Annotated in this window: 15 protein-coding genes; 6 read left to right on the top strand and 9 right to left on the bottom strand. The window is 53.5% G+C overall.

Annotated elements, in window-relative coordinates:
* Nucleotides 1-12 precede the first annotated feature (12 nt).
* Nucleotides 13-654 (top strand): glutathione S-transferase family protein, encoded by a 642-nt coding sequence (locus ACO0LF_RS14455; RefSeq protein WP_423015044.1) that lies wholly within the window; start codon nucleotides 13-15, stop codon nucleotides 652-654.
* On the opposite strand, the gene ACO0LF_RS14460 is transcribed toward ACO0LF_RS14455, so the two are convergent.
* The 3 genes from ACO0LF_RS14460 to ACO0LF_RS14470 form a co-directional block, all read right to left on the bottom strand.
* Nucleotides 570-860 carry a carbohydrate-binding protein gene (locus ACO0LF_RS14460; protein WP_423015046.1) on the bottom strand — a complete coding sequence of 97 codons (291 nt, stop codon included), beginning with the start codon at nucleotides 858-860 and terminating at the stop codon, nucleotides 570-572. The genes ACO0LF_RS14455 and ACO0LF_RS14460 overlap by 85 nt on opposite strands.
* A 42-nt stretch (nucleotides 861-902) precedes the next feature.
* The gene (locus ACO0LF_RS14465) at nucleotides 903-2420 is read right to left on the bottom strand and encodes a tryptophan halogenase family protein (RefSeq protein WP_423015048.1); all 1518 of its coding nucleotides are present in this window, start codon (nucleotides 2418-2420) and stop codon (nucleotides 903-905) included.
* A 248-nt stretch (nucleotides 2421-2668) separates the two neighbouring features.
* On the bottom strand, nucleotides 2669-5803 hold the full coding sequence (locus ACO0LF_RS14470) for a TonB-dependent receptor (protein WP_423015050.1): 3135 nt from the start codon (nucleotides 5801-5803) through the stop codon (nucleotides 2669-2671).
* Nucleotides 5804-6662: 859 nt separating this feature from the next.
* On the opposite strand from ACO0LF_RS14470, the gene ACO0LF_RS14475 reads away from it, so the two are divergent.
* From ACO0LF_RS14475 to ACO0LF_RS14495, 5 genes are all read left to right on the top strand, one after another.
* On the top strand, nucleotides 6663-8555 hold the full coding sequence (locus ACO0LF_RS14475; RefSeq protein ID WP_423015052.1) for a beta-N-acetylhexosaminidase: 1893 nt from the start codon (nucleotides 6663-6665) through the stop codon (nucleotides 8553-8555).
* Nucleotides 8556-8665: 110 nt separating this feature from the next.
* On the top strand, nucleotides 8666-11317 hold the full coding sequence (locus ACO0LF_RS14480; RefSeq protein WP_423015054.1) for a beta-mannosidase: 2652 nt from the start codon (nucleotides 8666-8668) through the stop codon (nucleotides 11315-11317).
* A gap of 11 nt (nucleotides 11318-11328) precedes the next feature.
* Nucleotides 11329-13782, top strand: a complete 2454-nt coding sequence (locus ACO0LF_RS14485) for a glycoside hydrolase family 31 protein (protein WP_423015056.1) — start codon at nucleotides 11329-11331, stop codon at nucleotides 13780-13782.
* Nucleotides 13775-14749 (top strand): glucokinase, encoded by a 975-nt coding sequence (locus tag ACO0LF_RS14490; protein ID WP_423015058.1) that lies wholly within the window; start codon nucleotides 13775-13777, stop codon nucleotides 14747-14749. Before ACO0LF_RS14485 ends, ACO0LF_RS14490 begins: the two co-directional genes overlap by 8 nt.
* Nucleotides 14750-14752: 3 nt before the next feature.
* On the top strand, nucleotides 14753-15487 hold the full coding sequence (locus ACO0LF_RS14495) for a copper homeostasis protein CutC (RefSeq protein WP_423015060.1): 735 nt from the start codon (nucleotides 14753-14755) through the stop codon (nucleotides 15485-15487).
* Nucleotides 15488-15687: 200 nt separating this feature from the next.
* Here the strand turns inward: ACO0LF_RS14495 and ACO0LF_RS14500 are convergent, their stop codons facing one another.
* The 6 genes from ACO0LF_RS14500 to ACO0LF_RS14525 all read right to left on the bottom strand — a co-directional run bounded on the left by ACO0LF_RS14500 (nucleotide 15688) and on the right by ACO0LF_RS14525 (nucleotide 24677).
* Nucleotides 15688-18129, bottom strand: coding sequence for a GH92 family glycosyl hydrolase (locus ACO0LF_RS14500; protein ID WP_423015062.1), 2442 nt, complete (start codon nucleotides 18127-18129; stop codon nucleotides 15688-15690).
* Nucleotides 18130-18172: 43 nt separating this feature from the next.
* On the bottom strand, nucleotides 18173-19561 hold the full coding sequence (locus ACO0LF_RS14505) for a glycoside hydrolase family 47 protein (RefSeq protein WP_423015064.1): 1389 nt from the start codon (nucleotides 19559-19561) through the stop codon (nucleotides 18173-18175).
* Nucleotides 19562-19625: 64 nt separating this feature from the next.
* Nucleotides 19626-20540, bottom strand: coding sequence for a carbohydrate kinase family protein (locus ACO0LF_RS14510; RefSeq protein ID WP_423015066.1), 915 nt, complete (start codon nucleotides 20538-20540; stop codon nucleotides 19626-19628).
* Nucleotides 20530-21759, bottom strand: a complete 1230-nt coding sequence (locus ACO0LF_RS14515; RefSeq protein ID WP_423015068.1) for an AGE family epimerase/isomerase — start codon at nucleotides 21757-21759, stop codon at nucleotides 20530-20532. Before ACO0LF_RS14515 ends, ACO0LF_RS14510 begins: the two co-directional genes overlap by 11 nt.
* Before the next feature lie 60 nt (nucleotides 21760-21819).
* Entirely contained in the window at nucleotides 21820-22803 is a 984-nt protein-coding gene (locus ACO0LF_RS14520; protein ID WP_423015070.1) for a LacI family DNA-binding transcriptional regulator, read from the bottom strand.
* Nucleotides 22804-23240: 437 nt separating this feature from the next.
* Complete coding sequence (locus ACO0LF_RS14525) at nucleotides 23241-24677, bottom strand: MFS transporter (protein WP_423015072.1); 1437 nt, start codon at nucleotides 24675-24677, stop codon at nucleotides 23241-23243.
* Nucleotides 24678-24694: the final 17 nt, after the last annotated feature.

Consider the following 24694-nt stretch of genomic DNA (forward strand, 5'->3'; position numbering starts at 1 on the left):
TCTAAAAAGATCATGATAACAATCCATCACCTCGGCCATTCACAATCTGAACGCATTATCTGGCTATGCGAAGAACTAGGTCTCCCGTATGAACTGGTGCATTACAAGCGCGATGCTGTCACCAGGTTATCACCACCTGAATTAAAGGCCATGCACCCTCTTGGCGCAGCGCCACTGATCGAGGATGAGGGTCTGCTCCTGGCTGAATCAGCAGCAATCGTTGAATACATTATCACCAAACATGGCAATGGTCGCCTCAAACCAGGCCCTGAGCACCCTGACTATGCAGACTTTCTTTACTGGTTCCATTTTTCCAATGGCAATCTTCAGCCAGTGATGTTGCGCCTCATGACGGTGCGTAGCGCGAAACTGCCCATCGATCATCCTATGCAGACATCGGTACAGGACAGGCTGGACAAGATCCTGCGCTCCATGGACACGCGCCTCGGCGATGTCCCCTATCTGGCAGGGCAAGAATTAAGTGCCGCCGATATCATGAGCATATTCTCCCTGACGACCATGCGCCTTTTCCAGCCTGTTGATCTTAGCCCCTATCATCAAATCCGCGCTTATTTGCAGCGCATAGGAGAGCGTCCGGCATATCGCAGCGCAATGTCCAAAGGCGACCCGGACCTGACGCCATTGCTGACCTGATCCTGATTGCTGGCTGGCTCGCTGGCTGGTGTCGGTGTCGGAGTTGGAGTGACCGTGCTTACTTCCCATGGCCCACACTGCTCCGTTCCCGGCACATTCCCTTGCATCCACCACTTGGCCTGGTAAGTGATCCTCTGGTAGGTGACGCAATTGCCCTGAGTATAAATCTGGGTATTGCTCCAGATTGCACGACTGATGCTGGGCATGGCGCCCCTCCAAAATGCAAACCATGCTTCATCTTTCTATCGCTACGCTGGCGCCTTCCAGTACCGGTCTAGCCATTGCTGATGCGTAGGCATGGCATCTGCGGCATGCAATAGTGTGGTGCGCATGCTTTCGACATAATCGGCCAGCTTGTCTTCTGGCATGTCATCGACAATGGGGTGGTAGCCTTGTGGCAGAATGCGCTGACCCAGCATGACCTGGACCCAGCTTGGCAGGGCAAAGAAATCTTCGCCGTTACGGAAATAGCGGCCATCGTAGCGGAATAAATCGATAGCCTCGCGCAAGCTGTCTGGTATCTCCATGCTGCGGCAGTGCTTCCAGAATGGTGTGTCGTCCCGCTCGGTTGCGTGATAGTGCAGGATGAGGAAGTCGCGGATACGCTCGTATTCAGTCACAGATTCACGGTTATAGCGTTCCGCCAGCAGCGGATGGAAATCACACTTGGGGAACAGGCTCAGCAAGCGCGTGATGCCGGACTGGGCCAGGTAGATACTGGTCGACTCCAGTGGTTCGAGAAAGCCGCTGGCCAGCCCCAGTGCCACCACATTCTTGTTCCAGAATTTTTTGCGCATGCCGGTGGTGAAGCGCAATTGTCGCGGCTCAGCCAGCGCCTTGCCATCCAGATTGGCCAGCAGTGTCGCGGCAGCTTCGTCGTCACTGAGATGCTGGCTGGAATATACATAGCCATTGCCGACCCGGTGCTGCAACGGTATGCGCCATTGCCAGCCTGCCGCACGTGCGGTGGCGCGCGTGTATGGAGTGATGGGGTCGACACTCTCGCTAGGCACTGCCAGGGCGCGATCACAGGGCAGCCAGTGCGTCCAGTCGGCATAGCCGGTCTTGAGTGTCTGCTCGATCAGCAGCGCGCTGAAGCCTGAGCAATCGATAAACAATTCGCCGTCGACGACAGCACCATTTTCCATCGTCAGCGATTCGATAAAACCGTCGCTGGCACGCTGGTTCACGCCGACGATCTTGCCTTCTATGCGTTGCACGCCGCGGCCTTCTGCCAGCTCGCGCAAATAGCGTGCGTACAGGGTGGCGTCGAAATGATAGGCATAGGCAATATCGGCCAGTGGCGAACTGGCTGCGGCATTCTGGTCGCCAGGCGCAAACTTGCCACGTGCTGCCATCACGGTCTGCGGTGAATAATCGCCTATCGGTGACGCGCGGCCAGACAGAAACAGCTTGAGCCAGAACTGATGAAACGGCAACGGCCCCAGTGAACGACCGATAGCTCCAAAGCCGTGGATATAGCTGTCGCCTATGCGGCCCCAGTCATTAAATTGTATGCCTAGCTTGACGGTGCCCTGGGTGCGCTTGACGAACTCGGCTTCATCTATGCCCAACCATTGTCCATTGAATAGCCGGATGTGCGGGACGCTGGCCTCGCCAACGCCGACGATGCCGATTTCCTCCGACTCGATCAGGCGTATCGTCGCGCCCTTACCCAGGTAAGTGGCCAGGGCGGTAGCTGCCATCCAGCCCGCACTGCCACCACCGACGATAGTAATCTTGCTGATGCGCTTGTTCATTGTCATTGCGTCTCCCAGAAAAAACGGCAGTGGCCGCTTGGTCGGCCACTGCCTGTAAAGACACTCCCCGACCTTGCGGCACGAGGAGGTAGCGGGTTGGAACTTATAAAGTTGAACCTGTTTACGATCTGTAGCGAGCGGGCGTCAGCGGGGTGAAGAGCCGCGCAAAAAGCGGAATGTACTGTAGTACATGAGCATTTTGAGCAGCGCATGAGCCCCGATCACGCCCGCGCAGTAAGATCGTGGACAGGTTCTTAGAACTTATAATTCAGGCCCACGTATATAACACGACCAGCATAGCTGTTGGAGTAGAAGCGGTCCTTGGTGTCGTTGCCAAGGTGGGAGCTGGACTCTGCCCGGGTCAGGTTCAACACGGAAGCAGTCAGGCTGAGCTGTGCGTTATAGTTATACGCTGCGTTCAGATCCAGCTGAGTGTAGGGATCCTGATACACGTTCAAACCATTCACCAGTCCACCCACGACTTCACCACGACGGTTGTATGAAGCCCGCACCAGGTATTGATCATTGCTGTAGAACACAGTGAGATTGGTCTGGTTCTTGGCGCTGCCTACCAGTGGCGACTTGCCGATTTCCTTGCCATCCGCCAGCGTGATAGCAGCCTGGTTGGTGTTGTTATAGGTATAGTTGAACTGGAAGCCTATGCCGGATTTCAGTGTATGCTGCGCATACAATTCTATCCCCTGGGAGACGGCATCGCGGCCACCAGCGCTGGTTGAATAGTTTTGCACGGTCACGGTATTGCCACCGACGACCATGGGCATGCTCAGCACGACAGGCACGGCAAAGTTGCTGACGTTCTTGCGGAACAGGCCGGCACCCAGCACAGAGCCACGCTGGAAATACCATTCCAGGCCAAGGTCAAACTGGGTCGCCTTGTACGGTTCCAGCGCCTTGTTGCTACCCTGGCCAAACCAGCCCTGCTGGTCAGCACCACCGATCAGGCGACGGTCATTGACATATTCCTGGCTATAGTAATTCAAGCTGCCTGGCGAAGCGATGTCGCCATAGCCTGGCCGTGCCACTACCTTGGAAGCAGCTGCGCGCAACACCAGATTGTCACGGAGATCATACGCCAGATTGAAGCTGGGCAGTACGTCAGTGTAGCTGCGATCCAGCGAGCTGACCACGAAGGAGGATTTGCGTCCCGTGCTTTCTGGCAGCGTGGTGTAGCCACTGACGCAACCAGAACCAGCTGGCGCGCCGACGGCAGGCAAGCCACCCGCCAGGCATGGTGCTGGCGTACCATTGGCACCGTTGAAGAAATAATCGTTGTAGTAGTCTACCTGGTCGGTGGAATCAGCATGCTGCCTGGTTTGCACCAGTCGCAGGCCGAAATTTCCGCGCAGGCGATCGGTCTTGATATTGGCTTGCAGATAAGCCGCAGAAATTTTCTCATTGACGTTGTAGACGAAATTGTCTTCGTTACGCGTCCGCATCTGGCCGTAAGTCTGGTTCAGGTAAGCGATATAGGCCGGGAAATTGATGGCCGGGAAGGCACTGGCGTTAAAGCCACCTGCAATATTGTCCAGCGATGTCGGGTACAAAAAGCCAGGCTGGAATTTGGACGCACTGGAATCGCAACCTGCCTGGTAGCGATTGTCGTAGTTGCTGCCATCTGTGCCCTTGCAGGCCCAGTAATTATTGCCAGTGCTGCGGTGCGTGCCGCCGTCGCGGTACTTGGCACCGAACTGCAGGGAATCAAGCCAGTTGCCGTCGGTATGCCAGGTAAAGTCAGCCTGAGCATATTTTTGCTCGGTACTGTTCTTGGTCCATGACGAGGAGGTTGAACCCAGGTCGATTTCGCCTATGCCTTTTTGCAAATTCGCCATCAGTTGCGGCGAGAAGTTCATGGTGGGCGTGCCTGCCGTGCTCCAGGAACTGGCGTAGTTACCCAGTGTCCAGCTATTGTCGGCGTTTTGCATGCGCGGCTTGATCGGCATGGTGAATTGCATCTCGGGGCCACCGCTGGCCCAGGTACGGCCAAGCTTGAAAGTCGCGTCAACCGATGTGCCACTCCATTCAGCTTCAAAATCAGCCGTCTGCGATAAAGAGCGTTCGCGGTTATAGCTGCCGGTGATTTGTGGCGTTGGTATGGTGCAGTCATCAGGACCAAAACCGCCCGTGTTTTTAATGCCGCCTGCTGCCGCTGCATCGCCACTGCAATAATAGGTCTTGCCTGCACGTGCACTGTACTGTGCACCTGTGACGATAGTGCCGCTACGGTCAAAAGTCAGGCCATCGAGCATGCGGCCACCGGGCCAGTTGCCATCGCCGTCATAGCGTGCCAGATTCCATTCAGGAATTTTCAGGGTATTGGTTTGCGAATTTTGTGACAGATCAAAACGGAAATAATTGGCCGTCAAATTCAGGTTGCGCACAGGTTTGAATTGCAGCGTCAATTGCCCGCCCTTGCGTTCACGTTCCTCAGTCTTGACATCAAGATTGACCGAAGTCGGCATCATGAAATTGCTATAGTACTTGCCGCTCTGGTCGTAGAAACCAGACTGGCCCCACCATTTGGAATTCAGGCCAGACGCTGCGCCATTGACATCAACGGCGGGATGGGTCTTGTAGTCATCGGCGTACCACTGCCAGTTTTCTGTGCTGGCACCCATGGTGCGGGTAGTGCGTTTTTGCTGGGTATAACCGACCAGCACGCCCAGGCGATTATCTTCATCATGCCAGGCATACTGGCCAGAGAATTGGCCATCGACTTTTTTGCTGGTATCGGCCCAGGTGCCTTCGGCAGAAACAAAGCCGCTATTGGATTTGACTTCCAGCGGGCGGCGTGTGCGCAGTATCACCGTGCCGCCTATGCCGCCTTCGTCGAGACGCGCTTCCGGCGTCTTGTAGAGCTCGGCGCTGGAAAGCATATTCGACGGCATCAACATATAGTTGAATGAGCGTGTCGGGTCGCCGTTGGATTCTGCCGTGGCGATGTAGTTGCCGTTCAACTGGGTCAGCGTCAACTCGGACGACAAACCGCGAACACTGACATTCTTGCCCTCACCACCTTCACGATTAATGATCACGCCCGGCACGCGCTGCAATGCATCTGCGACGTTTTTATCAGGGAACTTGCCGACATCTTCAGCAGTGACGACTTCAACAATGGCATTGGCGGCGCGCTTTTGATCGAGGCTTTTCTCGATCGCATAACGATAGCCGGTCACGATTACCGAGGTGGGCTGGCTGGTGTCTGCCGATTTTTCTGCAGCCTTCTCGGCTGGCTTTGCAGCAGGATTTTCAGCGGTCGCGGTTTGCGCGTGCGCGCTGGAAAAGGCCAGCAGTGCAGCACCCACCGCCATGGCGATGGGCGTCACGCGGCAACGCCGATGGTGTGAAGCGGTATGGGTTCTGAAGCTCATGTATGTCTCCTGGTTGTGCCCAACGACGGGCTTTTTTATATGGCGCTGGCAGGGTTCTCTTCATTCGTGGAACAGACGGGTACCTTCCGCATCTGTTCGCTTTCCCGGTGAGCGTACAACGCAAACCGGTGAGAGTCCCGACGATTTACTAAACGACACAATTTGCATCTGCATGTCGTTGGGCATTGCATCGCACCCAGAGATGTTTATACAAAAGAAAATACGGCACTGAAACAAGATTTCAAAATTAGGCCGAAGTTTAGTTTGATTAGTAAACGCCGATCACATGAGGGGTGTGGTGATTCCGCCACATTTAGCAACCGCAAAAAGCGCGATTGCCTCAGCACAGCCTCGTGCGCATGGACGAGTATCAAGCCAGGACAGGCAATGCGTCATTTAGGAAAAGAAATAGGGAGCCATCGTGACTCTGGTGTCTTACTCGTATGAGCTGCTTAAGACATGTAAATTTGCATCTACCTGTAGCGCACCTGCACAGCGTTAGAAGATATCCCTGCGGGTGAGTTGAGTACTTCGAAAGAGTAGCTTTTTTGTTTAGTGAACTTTATAAACAAACATGCTTTTTGGGGATTCAATTGAAGTAAATAATTTGCCGCGATATAAATATCATCAAGAAAAAAGCCTGATGCAAACACAAAAATGGCAAAAAAACAGCGCCTTTGCGTTTATTAAACCTTGATTAAACAAGGCCATGGAGGCGATGAAGATGCAGCAAAAAAATCGCCTTCTTCATTTTGGTATGCACAAGCACTTCTGGTCCCCGCACATTTATTTTGAATATGAGTCCTTGATGTTATTTCAACATTAAGGTGCCTGTCTTTCAGCTTGATTGGAGTCCCCCATGTCCTACCAGGTTTTTGCAGTTCTGACATTTTGCAGCACTCTCTTCTGTGCCAACTCATTTGCAGTTGAGGCAAAAAAACCAGTTGAGCAAGCAGCTGAGCTAGCCATTATTCCCCAACCGGCCCAACAGCAATGGGGCCAAGGCAGTTTTAGCCTGTCTGCTAAAACCCGCTTGTACGCCAGTGATGCAGCAGCTTTGTCGAATGCAAATCTATTCAACGACAGACTGGAGCAGACGCTGGGGTTCAGGCTGGCCGTGCTGGCAGGACTGCCGGGCAAGGCTGATAGCAACTATTTGCTGTTAAAGACGGAAGCTCCGGTGCAAGGCCAGAAAAACCAGGATGAAGCCTATGCATTGAGTATCAATCCACATGCCATCGCCTTAACTGGTTCGGCAGCCGGGCAATTCTATGGCATGCAAAGCTTGCTGCAAATGCTGCCTGCAAGGGCCAGCCAGCTAGCCCATTTGCGTAGCGTCAACGTACAGGATACGCCTCGCTTTTCCTGGCGAGGCATGCATCTTGATGTGGGGCGGCATATGGTGTCGGTAGAATTTATCAAGAAATTCCTGGACCAGATGGCGTTCTACAAGATGAATACTTTTCACTGGCATCTGACAGAAGACCAGGGATGGCGCATAGAAATAAAAGCTTATCCCAAACTGACCGAGGTCGGTGCCTGGCGCAAGGAAAGCACACTGGGTCGTCATGTAGAACCTTACATAGGCGATGGCAAAGCCTACGGCGGCTTCTACACCCAGGAGCAGATCAGGGAAGTGGTGGCCTATGCGGCAGCCCGCCATATCACGGTAGTGCCAGAAATAGAATTACCCGGCCATGCCCAGGCAGCTCTGGCGGCTTATCCCGAGCTGGCTTGCACACCAGGACCATTTGAGGTGGCGACCAACTGGGGGATATTTGAAGATATTTATTGCCCTAGCGAAGCCACTTTCGGTTTCCTGGAAAAGGTGCTGAGCGAAGTCATGGCTTTATTCCCCGGGCAATACCTGCATATAGGTGGTGATGAAGTCCCCAAGGCACGCTGGAAAAACAGCGCGCTGGCGCAAGATGTCATGCGCCGGGAAGGTCTCAAGAATGAAGAAGAATTGCAAAGCTGGTTTATACGCCGCATAGAAAAATTCATCAACAGCAAGGGCAAGCGTCTGATAGGCTGGGATGAAATCCTGGAAGGCGGCCTGGCACCAGATGCCACCGTCATGTCCTGGCGTGGTGAAGAAGGCGGCATTGCCGCAGCCAGACAAGGCCATGATGTCATCATGAGCCCGACCAGCCACTGCTATTTTGATGCGGGCCAAGGGCCGAAAGAACAAGAGTCATGGCAACTGGGCGGTGAACTCAGCCTGGAAAAAGTGTATACCTACAATCCCGTGCCAGGCATACTCAATGGCCAAGAGCAAAGCCATATCAAGGGCGTGCAAGCCAATATCTGGACTGAATACCTGAGCAAGCCGGAGATGATAGAGTACATGGTCTATCCACGACTGCTGGCGATGGCTGAAGTGGCGTGGACAGCACCAGAAAAAAAAGAATATTCCGGCTTTGAGCAAAGGTTGGTGACCCATTACCCCAGATTGCAGCAAGCCGGGCTAGCATACCGCATCCCCCGGCCCATAGGCTTGCCAGCGCAAGTCAATGCGACAGATAAAACGCATACCCTGAACTTGCATGCACCTGTAGCGGGTAGCAAAATGTATTACACCGTGGATGGTGCAGCACCCGGCACAAGTTCGCCCCAGTATCTGCGCCCGCTGGTGATTACGGTCAAGCCAGGCCAGGACAGCCTGGTGCAAGTGCTGACTGTCACCCCCGATGGCAGACATGGCGCGATACAGCGCAGCGTCATCCATGGTGTGGGCGCTGTGCAGAAATAAGTCGACTGTGACCCTGCCCTGGCCTTCAGTAAGGCCCGCCCCTTTTCACCTGGCGGGCAAGCTTGCGGACGGGCTTATCTCCCTTATCCTTTCATGATCAGGATTTCAATATGAACACGTCGCGATATTCCCTCAGGCGTTTCTTGCTTGCTGCCTCATCCAGCCTGGCCCTGCTCATGCCTGCCGAGGCGGCCAGCACCCGTGTGCAGGAGGTATCCGGCACCTGGACTTTCCGCTTGCTACCCGATGATCCTGCTGCCGCTCAACATACCGGCGCCACGCAATGGCATGCGGCACAAGTGCCTGGCCATGTTCATACTGATTTGCTGGCGCATCACTTGATTGTCGACCCTTATGTTGGCGATGCTGAAGCTGGCTTGCAATGGATAGGCAATGCCGCGTGGGAATACAAACTGGAATTTGATATTGATGAAAAAACCTTCAATGCCAGACATCAGGATCTGGTGTTTGAAGGCATAGATACTTTTGCCGATATCTATTTGAATGGCAAAAAAATTGCAGCAACAGAAAATGCCTTCCGGCGTTGGGTACTACCTGCAAAAAGCCTGCTGAAAAAACGCCAGAATGAGTTGAAAATCATTCTTCATTCGCCCATACAAAGCCTGCTACCACAAGTGCAGGCCATGCACAGCAAGCTGGTGGGTAATTATCCATCGCCATTTGGTGATGAGCCGCGTGATGCCATGACCGGCAATTTCGCCCGCAAGCCTGGTTATCATTATGGCTGGGACTGGGGGCCACGCTATGTGACTGCCGGTATCTGGCGTGCAGTAAAAATCGCCAGCTATGACGATGTCCTGTTGCAGGATTTTCATATTCAGCAAGACCAGCTCAATGCACAAAGCGCGGAATTGCAAGCAAGGTTTGATGTGGAGGCCGATAAAGATGCCCAGATAGATCTGGAGTTGCGCGTCTCTGACCCGGATGGTAAACAGATCAAGTCCCTGAGCTTACATGCCAGCCTCAAGAAAGGTCTGAACCAGTTGACGCTGCCATTGCAAATCGATCATCCGCGTCGCTGGTATCCGCATGGCATGGGTGAGCAAGCCTTGTATAGTTTCGATCTCAGTTTAAAAAAGGGCAGGCAAGTCATCGCCGAACAAAAAAAACGTACGGGCCTGCGCCAGGTGGAGCTGCGCCGCGACAAGGATCAATGGGGGCAGTCATTTGGCTTTGCCATCAATGGCATCCCAGTATTTGCCAAGGGTGCCAACCTGATCCCTTTTGATATGTTCCCCAACCGCGTCAAGCCTGAGCAGATGCGTGCGATTTTGCAGTCAGCAAAAGATGCCAACATGAATATGTTACGGCTATGGGGTGGCGGTTACTATGAAAGCGATGCCTTTTACGACATGGCAGATGAAATGGGTTTGATGCTCTGGCAAGATTTCATGTTTGGTGGTGGCGTAGTCCCCGGCTATGATAAAAAATTCCGTGAGAATGTCGTCGCCGAAGCAAAAGATCAGTTATTACGCTTGCGCTCCCACCCCAGCATCGTACTCTGGTGTGGCAATAATGAAGAAGAAACCGCCTGGAAGGATTGGGGAATAGGCAAAAAACTTACGGAAGAAAACCCGATTTTTGCCGAGCATGTCTGGGCAGGCTATGTCGCCCTGTTTGGCAAGGATTTGCGTGAACAGGTTGCCCGCTATGGTGCAGGTGTCCCCTACTGGTCCAGCTCACCCAGCAATGATCTGGCTGACAAGGCCAATGATAGTAACAATGGCGATAAACATTACTGGGATGTCTGGGCTGGTTCGCAGCCGGTCGAAGCTTATTTGTCCGAGACGCCGCGCTTCATGTCGGAATTTGGCTTGCAAGCCTGGCCAGTGCAAAGCACGGTCGATGCATTCGCACCGCGTAGTGAACAAAAGATAGATGGCCCGCTGATCCGCGCCCACCAAAAGTTCCTGGCGGGGGATGGCAACCAGCGCCTGCTGCTCTACATACGCGCCAATTATCACGAGCCTAAAAGCTTTGCTGATTTTATTTACCTGAGCCAGTTAATGCATGCAGAAGGCATAGAGATGGCATCCCTGCATCACCGCAGCAGCATGCCGCGCACCATGGGTTCGCTGTACTGGCAACTGAATGACGTGTGGCCCGGAGCCTCATGGTCCAGCGTCGACTATTTTGGTCACTGGAAGGCCCTGCATTTTCATGCACGCAGGTTTTTTGCACCGTTGACTGTAGCTGCCTTGCATGACAAAGGCGTCACCCGTCTGAGTGTCATGTCTGATCTGTTGCAAGAACAAAACCTGGCATGGCGGCTACGCATCATGGATGTCGACGGCAAGGTCTTGCGCGATGAAACACAGGCACTGAAGATGCCCGCCAACAGCGCGATGGAACTGGCACAGATCAAGGATGCAGATTTACCCGCAGAGGCAAATCAAAAAACCACATATATCGTGGTCGAGCTGATGAAAGACGGTAAAAGCATAGCGCGCAGCATTGCCTATCTGCAGCCATCCAAACTCATGCAATTGCCTGACCCCGGGCTGGTAACGACCATAGTCGCTGAGGCCGACCATTATCGCCTGGACTTGCACGCGGACAAGCTGGCCCGTGCAGTCTGGCTGGATTTTGGCGAGCATGCTTACCGCTTGTCGGACAACGCCCTGAGCCTGCTCCCTGGTGAAAGTATGTCCCTGCGCCTGGATAGCGAGCAAAGCCTGGCGACTCTGCGTGCCAGCCTGCGCATACGTCATCTGGCCCAACTTCAAGCTGCGCATCCTTAAAGAGAAATTCTATGCGAGGAAAATTGATCAATCTAAAAACTACTTTGTCCATCCTGCTATGCAGCGCCTGCCTGTTGCTGGAGGTGAATCAGGTCTCTGCACAGCCCGTCGTGCAGGCAGGCAAGCTGACATCGTTCACACGCAATGCCGACGGTGTGAGCATAGCCACCGAGCATGCCCAGGTCGCGCTGACGGTGTTTTCATCCGGCGTCATACGTGTGCGCATGGACAAGAAAGCCCTGGGCCCTGATTTCTCATATGCTGTCACAGGTAAGCCAGACAAAACAGATTTCCAGCTCACAGAGCTGGCAGACAAGCTGGTGTTGAAGACGGCCACATTGCAGGTACAGATACAAAAGCAGCCATTTTCTATACGCTTTGAAACCCCGGATGGCGTGCTCATCAACCAGGATGAAGCTGGTTTGTCGAATGCCTGGATAGGCGATGAAGTCAGCAGCTACAAGAGCCTGCAAGAGGGTGAGCGTTTTATCGGGCTGGGTGAAAAGACCGGCAATCTCGACAGGCGTGGCAGTGCCTACACCAACTGGAATACCGATGCGTTTCGCTATAATGGAGACACCGATCCCCTGTATGCCAGCATCCCTTTTTACATAGGCATACATCATGGCCTGAGTTATGGGATATTCTTTGATAACAGCTACCAGACTGATTTCAATTTTGGGGCCAGCAACCGGCGTTTTTCTTCGTTCACTGCCCAGGGTGGTGAACTTAATTATTATTTCATTTTCCAGCCCCGTGTGGCCGACATTATCCGCGTCTATACAGACCTGACCGGGCGCATGCCCTTGCCCCCCTTATGGAGCCTGGGCTATCAGCAAAACCGCTGGTCTTATTATCCAGAGGCAGAAGTGATGCGCATAGCGAACACTTTGCGCGAAAAGAAAATCCCGGCAGACGGCATCACGCTGGATATTCACTATATGGATGGCTACCGGGTATTCAGCTGGGACAAGCAAGCCTTCCCCGACCCCAGGGCCATGACAGACAAACTGGCTGCCCTGGGTTTTAAAACCACAGTGATCGTTGACCCCGGCATCAAGATAGATCCGGCCTATACCACCTATGCAAGGGGCATGCAGCAGGATGTATTTTTGCGCTATGCCGATGGCGCGCCCTATTCTGGTGAAGTATGGCCGGGCTGGGTATATTTCCCTGACTTTACCCGCCCTGCGACCCGTGTCTGGTGGCAGGCTGAAGTCGCCCGTTATGCAAGGCAAGGCGTTGCTGGCATATGGAATGACATGAATGAGATATCCACCTGGGGCCAGAAAATGCCCAATAATATACTCTTCGATTATGATGGACACCCCACCACCCACAAGCAGGGCCGCAATGTCTATGCACTGGAAATGGCCAGGGCCAGCCATGAAGGCATGAAGCAGGCCACAGGTGAGCGCCCCTTCACTTTGTCACGCTCAGGCTATGCGGGCTTGCAGCGCTATGCAGCGATCTGGACGGGTGACAATACTGCCGATGAAGATCATATGCTGCTGGGGGTGCGCCTGCTCAATAGTCTGGGCCTCAGTGGCATGCCATTTACCGGCATGGACATCGGTGGCTTCACCGGCACGCCCACGTCTGGCCTGTATGCGCGCTGGATGCAGATTGGTGCTTTCACCCCCTACTTCCGCAACCATGCTGCCAGTGACAGCCGTTCTTCCGAACCATGGACTTATGGCGAGGACGTGCTCAACATCAGCCGTAACTATATTAATTTACGCTACCAGCTCATGCCTTATCTGTATTCCAGTTTTTACCAGGCCAGCACCACCGGCCTGCCCATCATGCGCTCACTGGCGATAGATTACACCCATGATGAACAAATCTACAGCAGGCATTATCAAAACCAGTATATGTTTGGCGATGCTTTCCTGGTTGCGCCTTTCGCCAGCAACAAGGAATTTGGCCGCCTCTACCTGCCTCAGGGTGACTGGTATGACTTGTATAGCGACCAGCTGGAACATGGCAGGCAAGCCAAAGCCCTGGAGTTGCATCTGGAGCGCTTTCCAGTCTATGTCAAGGCTGGCAGCATCGTCACCATGCAGTCGCTGGTGCAAAGCACGGCGCAACTGCCGGAAGACACTTTGTTCATCCATGTCTATCACGGGCAGCAAGGAAGCAGCGTCAGTTATTACGAAGATGATGGCAAATCCTATGCTTACCAAAATGGTGATTATTACAAGCGCCAGATCAGCTTCCTGCCTGAACGCAAGGAGATACAATTCGATGCCGTCAAAGGCAGGCATGCATCCAAATTCCGCGAGCTGCAAATCATCCTGCACGGTTTTCATGATGTCAGCAGTGTAGAGTTGAATGGCAAGACCCTCCCCTTACAGGCGCATCGTGTCGGTTTTCTCGGCAAGGGGGATAAAGAGTTGAACTTGCCCGCTGTGAAGATAGCCAACAGTGCCGAAAAAATCACGCTCAGGTATAGCGATGACTAGCCTCTTATCAAGCCAGTTGCTGGTCGCTGACGTGGGTGGGACTCATGCCCGCTTTGCACTTGCCAAGCTGAATGCCCATGGTGAAGCTGAACTCAGGGATTATCATGTCTTTGCCTGCGCAGATTATGCCAGTCTGGCTGCGATCATTTGCGCCTATCGCGAAATGACTGGTCAGCAATTCAATCATGCCAGTATCGCCATTGCAGGTGTGATAGAAGAAGACCAGGTGCGCAATAGTAATTTGCCCTGGTCAGTCTCTTGCAAGCAAACCATGCAGGAGAGCGCGCTTGCGCAATTGCGCTTTCTCAATGATTTTGCCGCACTCGCCTGGTCAGTGCCGCTCATCAAACCGGCGGATGCGATTATCCTCAATCAAGGCCATGCGGCAAGGCTTGCTGGTCCTGTGCTGGTGGTGGGACCGGGAACCGGCCTGGGTGCGGCGGTCTGGCTACCGGGGCCACCTAGCTCGGTACTGGCGACAGAAGCTGGGCATGCTGCGCTGGCGGCTGGCAATCCGCGTGAGGCTTTATTGCTGGCGCAATGCTGGAAATCGATGCCCCATGTTGATAATGAAATGTTCTTGTCTGGCCCAGGCTTATTGCGTCTGTATCGTACACTCGCGCTGATGCAGGACAAGGCTGCTCTTCTGCAACAGCCTGCTGAGGTGAGCGCTGCCGCCATCGCCGGGCAAGATGCCATTGCCCAGGAAGCCGTAGAGATATTTTGCGCCATGCTGGGCAGCCTGCTTGGTGACCTGGCGATTTACTATGGGGCGCAGACAGTCTATCTGGCAGGCGGTGTACCCACGCAAATCAGTGAATTGCTGCAAAAAAGTGAATTCAGAAATCGCTTTTTGAATAAGGGTGTAATGCGTGCCGTGGTGGAAAATTGTACTGCCTATCTGATACAGCCTGGCCAGCTTGCCCTGCTGGGTGCGGCGCATTGGTATTTACAAACGGAGAGTTAAAGAATGACAGGCATCATTCTGGAGATCGCTGCGAATTCCATAGAGTCTGCCCTGGCCGCCGAGGCCGGTGGTGCAGACCGTATCGAGCTTTGCGACAATCTGGAACAAGGTGGTACCACGCCTTCCCATGGGACGATTGCCATTGCGAGTGAGCGCTTGCGCATCCCCATCCATGTCTTGATACGACCACGTACTGGCGATTTTTTGTATACCGAGGCAGAACGTGAAGTCATGCTGTATGACATAGAACACTGCGTGCGCCTGGGTTGCGACGCGGTGGTGGTCGGCGCGCTGAATGCAGAAGCCAGAGTGGATACAGAATTTTGCCGCGCCATGTGCGCAGCGGCTGGCAAGATGTCACTGACTTTCCATCGCGCCTTTGATCTTTGTGCTGCGCCTGAGCAAAATCTGGAAGACATTATCGCGCTTGGCTTTGAACGTATCTTGAGTTCAGGTCTAACCGACAGCGCTGAGGCTGGTCAGGCGCAACTCGCCAGTCTGGTAAGGTTGGCTGACAAGCGCATAGGCATCATGGCAGGTGCAGGCATCAGGCCTGAGAATATTGCAGCACTGGTGGCAGCAAGCGGCGTTACCGAGGTCCACGCTTCAGCCAGCTGCCCACAATATAGTGTCATGCAGGAGCAAAGAAAATTGCCTGGGCTTGAGGCGGATTTTCTGGCAACGCAGACTCATCTGGTCAGGGCGTTACGCCAGGTTATCGATCAACTGCATCTCTAATTCACCAGCAGAAAAAAAGAAAGCAGGACCGGGGGCAGCCCTGCTTTTAAGCTTGGTGGAAGCTAGAAATTTTTACTGAGACGCTGATTAAGCATCATTCTTTAAATGGGGGGAGAGTATTTCCCCGTAGGAGCGGCTTCAGCCGCGAACAGTCTGCACAATAATGATCTCTAAATGTTCGCGGCTGAAGCCGCTCCTGTTTATCGTTTATCCAAAGCACCCGGCGGCAGGGCGTGCACACTATTGCCCCAGGACTTGGCCTTGTCATCACTGCTTAAATCCAGGCTGAGTTTGCCGCCAGCCTGTATCTGTTCCCAGGAGAGCCACACTTGCGACAAAGGCTTGCCCTGCCACTGGGCCTGGCGGATATAGCGTATGGGAGTACGCGCGGCCGCCTTGCTGTCTATGCTCAGTGTCTTGCCATTTCCCAGGTCAAGATCGATCCTGGAAAACTTGGGCGCATGCAGCAAGAACTGGCCGCTGCCTGGCATCCATGGGTAAATACCCAGGCTGCTGAAGATATACCAGGCTGACATGGTGCCCAGGTCATCATTGCCAGTCACACCATTGGGAGCATTGCTGAACAGGGTTTCGGCAGCGCGCAGGACGGTGGTGGTTTTCCAGGGCTGGCCTGCCAGGGTATACATCCAGGGTGCATGTAAATCCGGTTCATTATTGGGATTGTAGCGGTACTGGTTGTAGTAACTGTATGGCCCCACGACCCAGTCCTTGCGTACGGCCTGGTAATCGTTTTTTTCAATTTCATCAAAGGCAAAGAAGGCGTCGAGACGTTTGACGGCTGACTCACGTCCACCCATTTCAGCAAACAGGGTTTGGCTATCCTGCGGTACCAGCCATTGATACTGCCAGGCTGTGCCTTCATGAAAACCATGCTCGGCGCGCGGATTGTAATGGCCTTGCAGTTCTGTGTACCAGTCGCCATTTTCGAGACGTGGGCGTGGGAAGCCTTTGAAGCCCAGCTCTTTATCGGTGGCGTCCTTGTCCCACAGCTTGCGCCAGTTCTGGCCACGCTGGCGTAACGCGGCAGCGTCTGCCTTTTCACCGAGCGCCTCTGCCATATAAGACAGCGCAGCATCGGCAGCAGCATATTCCAGGGTTGCCGAGGCACCATGATGCGGGTCTACGTCCATGCCCTTTGCCCTGAAGCCTTTGTCGTATTGCACAAAACCATCGCGCAGGTATTGCGGATTGCCTGCTCGCCCTTCTGAGCGCAGTTTGAAACTGGGTACTTCAAAGGCATTCTGGCGCAAGGCCGCATAGGCAGTTTTTTCCTTGCCAGCCAGCGCACCATAGCGCCACAGGTCAACCAGGAAAGGTGTGACCGGGTCACCCGTCATAACATTCGATTCAAAATTCGCATAACCCCAGCGTGGCAGCCAGCCAGCCTGTTCCTGTATTTTCAGGATGGAGTCGGCAATGTCACGAGCCCTGGCCGGGCGCAGCAAGGCGATGAGCTGATTCTGGGCGCGATAAGTGTCCCACAGCGAAAAGAATTCGTAGTAATTGCCCTTGTCGACTTTGTGGATGACATCATCATAGCCACGGTAACGGCCATCGCTGTCATTGCCTGTCAGTGGCTGCAATAGGGCATGATAAAGCGCAGTGTAGAAGACAGTGCGGTCATCCTGATTGGCAGTTTCTATGCGTATGCTGGAGAGTTCTTTGTTCCACTCATCCTGTGCCTGTTGGCGCATGCTGTCAAAGCTGCGCAGCTTGCCATTGGCCTTGCCTTCTGCCCGCAAATTCTTTCTTGCACCTTCTGCATCGACATGCGAAATGGCGCTGATGGCAGTAACCGCCTTGTTGGTCTTCAAGTCAAAACTGAACCAGGCACCATGCGGCTTGCTGTCGCCTTGCTGGCTCAATTGCATGCTGGCTTCGGTACCGCCAGTTTCATCCCAGATACCATGCGTACGGAAAGCCTGGTCAAACTCCATCCTGAACCAGGTCGTGTATTGCGCTCCACCACAAAAACTGCGCGTGACTATCTTGCCTTCCACCGTATGGTCATCTATTACTTGCAGGTGGCTGCCCACCACGGAGTGGCGCTCATTTGCCTGACCAAGATTGACCAGGATATGACCTGTCGCAGTAGTGTCGTGGAAGGTATAACGCTCGGCCCCGGCGCGTGTCAGTGCGGTGGTCTCGGCAGTGATGCCACCATAATCGGTGAGCCTGACTTTGAAGTAACCTGCATGGCCCACTTCACCATCATGCGCGTAATTGGAACCATAGACTTTCTGGTCAAAACTGCCGGCTTTACTCGTATCAAAATTGCCACCAGCTTTGATGCTGCCAGTCACAGGCAAGACCGAGAGTTGACCACCTTGTTCCCAGCATCCTGCACCAGACAAGAAAGAATGGCCAAAGCCACGGATTTTAGGATCGGTATAGCGCCAGCCTGAATAGTGTTCACCGATAGGGCTGAGTTGTATCATGCCAAAGGGCGCGGCGGCACCAGGAAAGGTATTGCCATCATCCTGGGTACCGATAAAGGTATTCACCGGAAAATTCTTGTCTCGTGCTGTATCTGCATGCGCAATACCGGTAACGCTGCTGCTGGTCAGCAATGCCATCATGCTGGTGACCGCCACGCGCCTGAAGGTGGATAGTGTATTCAATTTGTCTCCTGTTTATTTGCTGCCGCTTTTATCGCGACCAGGTTTATTTATTTGTTTTATTATTTTCTATCTGCTTGAATGGATGCGCCTCTGTGTTAAAAGTGACGACATCAAAATTGATGGTCTTTTTGGGCGCGAACAGTAAATAGAAATATTTGAAGGTTTCGGCAAACACAAAGCTCTCCATCGAGTCTTCGCGGCTGCTATTGCGTACATCCTTGAGTGCGGTAAAACCTGCCTCACTGCGGCAGCATTTGACAAAGTCGAGGAAAAATTCCTTGCCCATGGCGCGGTACTTGCTGTCACCTGTGTAATGGTAGAGGTAATAGGCTGACTCAACGATCTCGGGGCGCAAGGCATATTCTGGCGAAGTGACTTGCATGGTTTGATAATTCAGTGCTTCTGGTTCTATGCCATGCAGACGCCACATTTTCAGATTGGAATCCTGCAGGCGTTTTGCTCTATCCATGTCACCACCCAGGGCCAGCAAGGCTGGCATGAAGGCATCCAGGGCACCATATTGACTGGCTTTGCGGCTACCTGTCTCCATGTCGGCATGGCCATACCAGAGTTCGCCGCGTACCTCGTCGCCCAGATACTGATTGACGCCCGGGATACTGTTGTCCCACATGGTTTTGCAATCCTGGTCGCCAAACAGCTTCCAGCATTTGTACAGGTATTCATAGTAGGAATCGATGCCGCCACCGATGTGGGCATCTTTGTTGACCCAGACACCCGCCTCAACATCAATGGCAGAGCCGACCAGGCCCAGTTTGGAACGCAGCTCATAAGTGGCGACCAGTGCGCGTTTGGCTTTGTCATAAAACACCGGATTGCCAGTTAGCTTGCTGAGCATGCCAAACTCCAGCAGCAAGGTGCCTGTTTCAGCCGGGTTACTGATCTTGCCGCGTACCTTGCCAGTGCGCAGATTGACATGGGTATAAGGCATGCCGGTTGGTGATGCAAACACCGGCAGCAAGCGCTGGCCCAGGTCTGTTGCCAGGTTCAGCAGTCTTGGGTCTTCCGTCATCTGGTAGGCAGACAGCAAGCCACCCAGCAGGCGTATGGTGATTTCAAAATTCTGGACTTCCATGTCCTGGTCGAAAGAGAGCTTGCTGGCAATCAGCTCACGCGCTTCATCTGCCTCTTTTTTCAAGCCCATGATCAGCAGGGTATCGAGTGCATCCACCGGTGTCATCAACAGCGATTGTGGATACCAGTCATGCGCGGATTTGCTCAAGGGCTTTAAGGCATCGTGGCCCCAGGCATAGCGCTTGTAGGATTGCCAGGCATGCTGGGTTTCTTTTTTTACTTGCAACGCCAGATGGGCCGCTTCTTTTTCTGAGATGCTGTCTTGTTTGGCAGCCTGGCTCAGGTTACTGATACCCAGGGCAGCCGCCAGCAATATGCCAGGCAATAATTTGATACGCAATTTGTTCTCCTCAATCACCGATATGACTATTATTTTTTGTCAGGACCGCTATTCAATTATTCAATCATTCCATCACACTGAAAAGTGCCTCTACCTGTTGCAGGCTGGGTGCCTGCGCTCCTGCTGCCAGGCAAGCTGCCGCACCAGCGGCGAGAGCAAAGCGCAGGTGACTGCGCGGCTCTCTGTCAGCATGCATGCTCAGGCTGTAGAGCAAGCCAGCGATGCTGGCGTCACCCGCGCCTATGGTGTCGGCGACTGCCACCTTCAAGGCATCGGCCTGCCATGCCAGTTCACCCATATGCAGCGACGCACCCTGCTCCCCTCGGGTGTACAAGACGGTGGCAGCGGGATTAATGGCGCGCAATTGCGTAAATGCCCAATCAGCATCCTGGCTACGGAACAGGCCACGCAGGTCATCGTCAGACACCTTGATCAGGTCTGCCAGTTGCCCCATTTCATGCAGGATGGGGTCATAGTCAGCATGCATATTGTTACGGAAGTTAGGGTCATAACTAATCCGTACACCTTGCGCCTTTAACTGGCGCGCCAGGCCCAGGAGTTTGCCAGCCAGTGGCTGGCGGGCCAGGCTGATGCCGCCAAAGTGCGCCCATTGCAAGCTTGAACTCCAGCCTGCTGGCAACTGCTCGGGATCAAAATGCAGGTCTGCACTATCACTGCCTATAAAGAAATAACTGGGTGGCGTGCTTTCGCCGACGATTGCCAGTAAGGGTGGGCGATCGTATTGCTGCAGCAGGCGCAGATCCAGCCCGGCATCGGCACTGGCGCGTACCAGTTCCTGCCCAAACAAATCCTGGCTGACTGCACCAGCGAAGCCGGTTGCCAAACCCAGCTTGGCCATGCTGCGGGCGACATTCCAGGTTGAGCCGCCAACCACGCTGCGCCATTGACCATGGCCGCAGGCTATCATGTCGGTCAGAGCTTCACCGGCACTCAGCATGAGGGGAAATTCAGCTGCCATGTTGTGCCTCCTTCAAGACGCGCAGGATTTCATAGCAGGCACCCATGGTGTGATAATCGACTTTGCCAGCCGGGCTTTTTTCATCACTGAGTTTGTGATTTTCACGCGATAAAATTCTGTACCAGGCACCATACTCGTGATCGATCATGTGTTGCCAGCTGTATTGCCACAGATGCTCATAACTATCCCAGTAGCTTTGCTTGCCAGTGCGCTGCGCCAGCAAGGCAGCGGCAGCCATGGATTCTGCCTGCACCCAGAAATATTTATCGCCATCGCAGATGCTGCCATCGGGAGCAAAGCCATAGCAGATGCCGCCGTATTGCTCATCCCAGGCAAATTGCAGGGCTTTCTGGAACAGGGTTTCGGCGGTAGGCAATAGCCATGCATGGTCGTGTTGCAGATGCCGGGCGTGGCTTTCCAGTTGCAGCAATAACTTGGACCATTCAGTAAAATGCCCGGGCTGGAATCCCCAGGGGCGGAACAGATTGGCCTTGTCTTCGAGGTTGTAGTTCCAGTCTATGTTCCAGTTGGCATCGTAGTGTTCCCAGATCATGCCAGCAGCCAGCGCGGCCTGGCGCTGGGTGATGTTATGTGCCACCGTTTCTGCGCGATGCAAGAAGTGCAGCTCACCCGTTGCCTCATAGGCAGCCAGCAAGGCTTCGCAGGCATGCATATTGGCATTCTGGCCGCGATAGCTGTCCAGCTGCTGCCAGTCTGCACTGGCCTGGTCGGCATACAGGCCATGTTGCGGCTCCCAGAAACGACTTTCCATCAAGGCCATGGTTTCATCGAGATAGTCGCGTGCTTCGGCGACGCCAGCCATCAGGGCATGGGCATAGGCCAGCATGACGAAGGCCAGGCCATAGCAGTGATTATCGCCATCGATGATGGTCTTGCTGGCGTTTTCCCAGCGCAATTGCCAGGCATAGCCGCCAGTTACCGGGTCGCGGTGCACCTGGCGCAAGAAATCGACACCATGCCTGACTTGCTGCAGATAGGCCGGATTGTCAAAATGACGGTAAGCCATCGCATACACAAAAACAAAGCGCGTGCTGCTGACCAGATGACGGCTATGGCTATCATAAATACTGCCATTGTCCTTGAAGTAGTGATAAAAGCCGCCACTGTTATCTATGCTGCGCGGATAGTAGAAATTCAGCGTGTCACTGATATGCTCAGTCAGCACAGAAATGGATTTGAAGTCAGGAAAGGGATGCATACGGATATGGGTGGTGGTCAATAAGGGCCAAAAATTTTTACGGATAAACTGTCTTTGCTGTTAATCGTCACAACTGCTTTCACGCACGATCAATTCAACAGCCAGGGTTTTTTCTACGATGTCATCGGTTTGTTTGCGTATCAGCAAATCCACACCGGTAGCGCCGAGTGCTTCCTTGTTTACTCGTATGCTGCTCAGAGGTGGAATCGATTTGGCGGCGGCACTGATGTCATCAAAGCCAACAATGGCAATGTCATGCGGCATTTTCATGCCGAGATCAAGACAGTAGTGCAGCGCAGTCAGGGCGGCGCTATCGTTGTAGCAAAATACGGCGTCTGGCGGACGGCTGAGACTCAGCAGTTCGCGCATGGCTTCGCGTACACCACCTTCAATATCACTGGGATCAGGGATGCTGACTTCCAGGCTGGGGTCTGCCAGGGTCTTGGATTCATACAGCGCCTGACGAAAACCGCGTGCCCGCTCCTGGATACTGAAGTGCGCCATTGATCCCGAGATCATGGCGATGCGCTTGCGACCTGTCTGTATCAAATGACGGGTCGCCAGAAAACCACCGAGCCGGTTGTCAGGATTGATCGAGGTGTAACCACGCAAACGCATGTCCACCAGCACAATGGGCTTGCTGGTATGCAGCAGGGCTTGCAGCAGCTCGGGCTCAAAAAAACCGGCGCACAAGATCGCATCTGGCTGGTGCAGGCGTATCTGCTCCATCACTGGTTCTGAAGGGCCTATCGCTACAAAGGAAAGGGCAATACCCTCCCTGCGGCAGGCTTCTTCAGCGCCATGCAGCACAGGGGAAAAAAACGGGCTGCTGGACAAGGTATTGTGCTGGCGGTGCAAAAGGAAAACGATGCGCCTGATCCTGCCCTGTTTGAGATTGCCAAAGTCATAGCCCAGCTCACGGGCGACTTTGCTGACACGCACACGCGTTTCTTCAGTCAGCCCACCCTGATTCTTCAAGGCGCGTGATACCGTACCTATCGACAGTCCGGTCGCCTGTGCAATATCGCGTATGGTCACACTCATGCCGTGAACTCCTTGCTGGTTAAGTCAGTTTCCATTTCTGGAAAGCGGGCATTTATCTTGTTCATTGCGCCTAATTCTACGAATAGTGCTTGTTACTTTTTTGCGTTTATCAATCCCGCTTAAAATCTCATGCCTGGCGGCTGCTGAGCTATCCTTGATGACAGGTTTAATAAACGGTCAGGCTATTTTTTACACCCCATCATTTACCGGAAAATGCTGTACTTCTCAGAGTAACTCTTTTATACAGGTGGCAAAATTGAGGGTCAATCAACTGCTGGCAAATAGTCTTAGTTTATTAATTTTAGTAAACAAGCTGGGGGAAAGATGGATTATTCGATAGCCACACGCTCTCAGGATGTATGTCGGGCGTCGTATCGCAGCGCACAAAAAAATGGCGCGCCAGGTGGGGCGCGCCATGCAAGTCAAACTTGAAGTTATCAGTGTGCTGCCGCCCCGGTTTTACCCAGTTTGATACCCTGTGCACGCAAGATGCCCTGCACTTTCCAGGCATACAAGGCCAGGTAGGCAAAACAGGCTACCCCCACCATATAACTCATTTGTATGCCGATTTTGTCCGCCACAAATCCTTGCAGCCAGCTGACTATACCGCCGCCCATGATCATCATGATCAGGTAATTACTACCCTGACCTGTGTGCCTGCCCAGGCCGCTGATCGCCAGCGTGAAAATACAGGGCCACAGGGTGCTGCAAAACAAGCCTATGCTGGTGAAGGCATAGATACTGACCATGCCCGTGGTACTCATGCCTATGACTAGGCCTGCGATGCCCAGGAGAGAAAAGATACCCAGCATTTTGGCGGGATTACCCTGGCTCATCATGTCAGCCGCGATCAGGATCAGCACGATGGCGGCATACACATAAAAATGACTGAGTTCATGCTGAGCTATTGCGTTCACCAGCAAAAACACGCTGAAAGCCAGATAAGGTGCCAGGAACTTGAGTAACTTGCTCAGCCCTGCCTGCAAATCAAAGGCCTCGACCGCGCCGGTCCAGCGCCCTATCATCAGGCTGGCCCAGTAAAGCGAAATAAACGGTGCAACATCCTTGGTTTGCAAACCCAGCTTGCTTTCCATATAGGCAGGCAGGTTGCTGGCGGTCGACACTTCCACGCCTACATACACAAAAATAGCCAGCATGCCCATCAGCAGTTGCGGGAATTGCAGTGCCGATTGCCTGCCCGAGGCATGCCCGGCATCTTCATTGCTCTGTATTGCAGGTCTATCTGGCAGGGAGGAAAATTTCAACAGGATAGCCACCAGCAAAAAGGCTGCGCCCAGCATCAGATAAGGAAATTTGACGCTTTCTATACTGAGCTGCCGATTCATGCTGGTCGGTGCACCAAAGATGGCGAAACTGACGATGAGCGGGCCTATGGTCGTACCAAAGTTATTCACCCCACCCGCCAGGGTCAGCCTTTGCGAACCTGTCTCAGATGAACCCAGGGCAATCGCCAGAGGATTGGCGGCAGTCTGCTGCAGTGAGAATCCCAGGCCTACGATAAACAAGCCTGACAGCATCAAAGGGAAAGACCCGCTATTCGCAGCTGGCAAGAACAACAGCGTGCCCGCGGCAGAAATCAGCAAACCCAGCGCCAGCCCATTCTTGTAACCCAGTTTATTGACCAGATCGACACCGATAAAGCGTGAGACCGCCAGATAGATAAGCGAACCCACGGTATATGCTACATAAAAAGCCAGGGAGACCAACTGGCTTTGTTCCTGGCTAAGCTGAAAAGCCTGCTTGAAGACGGGGATGAGAATGTCATTGCTGGCGGCCACGAAGCCCCAGAAGAAGAACACCGTCACCAGTGGTAAAAATTGTCCCCATTGTGTTTTTGTATTTGTCGCATGCATAGTGATATAGGTAGTTT

Origin of the sequence: Undibacterium sp. Di27W (assembly GCF_049340345.1) — a bacterium.
In the GTDB taxonomy this organism is placed as follows: Bacteria; Pseudomonadota; Gammaproteobacteria; order Burkholderiales; family Burkholderiaceae_D; genus Undibacterium.

Coding starts and splice junctions, on each gene's coding strand:
- ACO0LF_RS14455 (WP_423015044.1), top strand. CDS start 13: ATGATAACAATCCATCACCTCGGCCATTCACAATCTGAACGCATTATC.
- ACO0LF_RS14460 (WP_423015046.1), bottom strand. CDS start 860: ATGCCCAGCATCAGTCGTGCAATCTGGAGCAATACCCAGATTTATACT.
- ACO0LF_RS14465 (WP_423015048.1), bottom strand. CDS start 2,420: ATGACAATGAACAAGCGCATCAGCAAGATTACTATCGTCGGTGGTGGC.
- ACO0LF_RS14470 (WP_423015050.1), bottom strand. CDS start 5,803: ATGAGCTTCAGAACCCATACCGCTTCACACCATCGGCGTTGCCGCGTG.
- ACO0LF_RS14475 (WP_423015052.1), top strand. CDS start 6,663: ATGTCCTACCAGGTTTTTGCAGTTCTGACATTTTGCAGCACTCTCTTC.
- ACO0LF_RS14480 (WP_423015054.1), top strand. CDS start 8,666: ATGAACACGTCGCGATATTCCCTCAGGCGTTTCTTGCTTGCTGCCTCA.
- ACO0LF_RS14485 (WP_423015056.1), top strand. CDS start 11,329: ATGCGAGGAAAATTGATCAATCTAAAAACTACTTTGTCCATCCTGCTA.
- ACO0LF_RS14490 (WP_423015058.1), top strand. CDS start 13,775: ATGACTAGCCTCTTATCAAGCCAGTTGCTGGTCGCTGACGTGGGTGGG.
- ACO0LF_RS14495 (WP_423015060.1), top strand. CDS start 14,753: ATGACAGGCATCATTCTGGAGATCGCTGCGAATTCCATAGAGTCTGCC.
- ACO0LF_RS14510 (WP_423015066.1), bottom strand. CDS start 20,540: ATGGCAGCTGAATTTCCCCTCATGCTGAGTGCCGGTGAAGCTCTGACC.
- ACO0LF_RS14515 (WP_423015068.1), bottom strand. CDS start 21,759: ATGCATCCCTTTCCTGACTTCAAATCCATTTCTGTGCTGACTGAGCAT.
- ACO0LF_RS14520 (WP_423015070.1), bottom strand. CDS start 22,803: ATGAGTGTGACCATACGCGATATTGCACAGGCGACCGGACTGTCGATA.
- ACO0LF_RS14525 (WP_423015072.1), bottom strand. CDS start 24,677: ATGCATGCGACAAATACAAAAACACAATGGGGACAATTTTTACCACTG.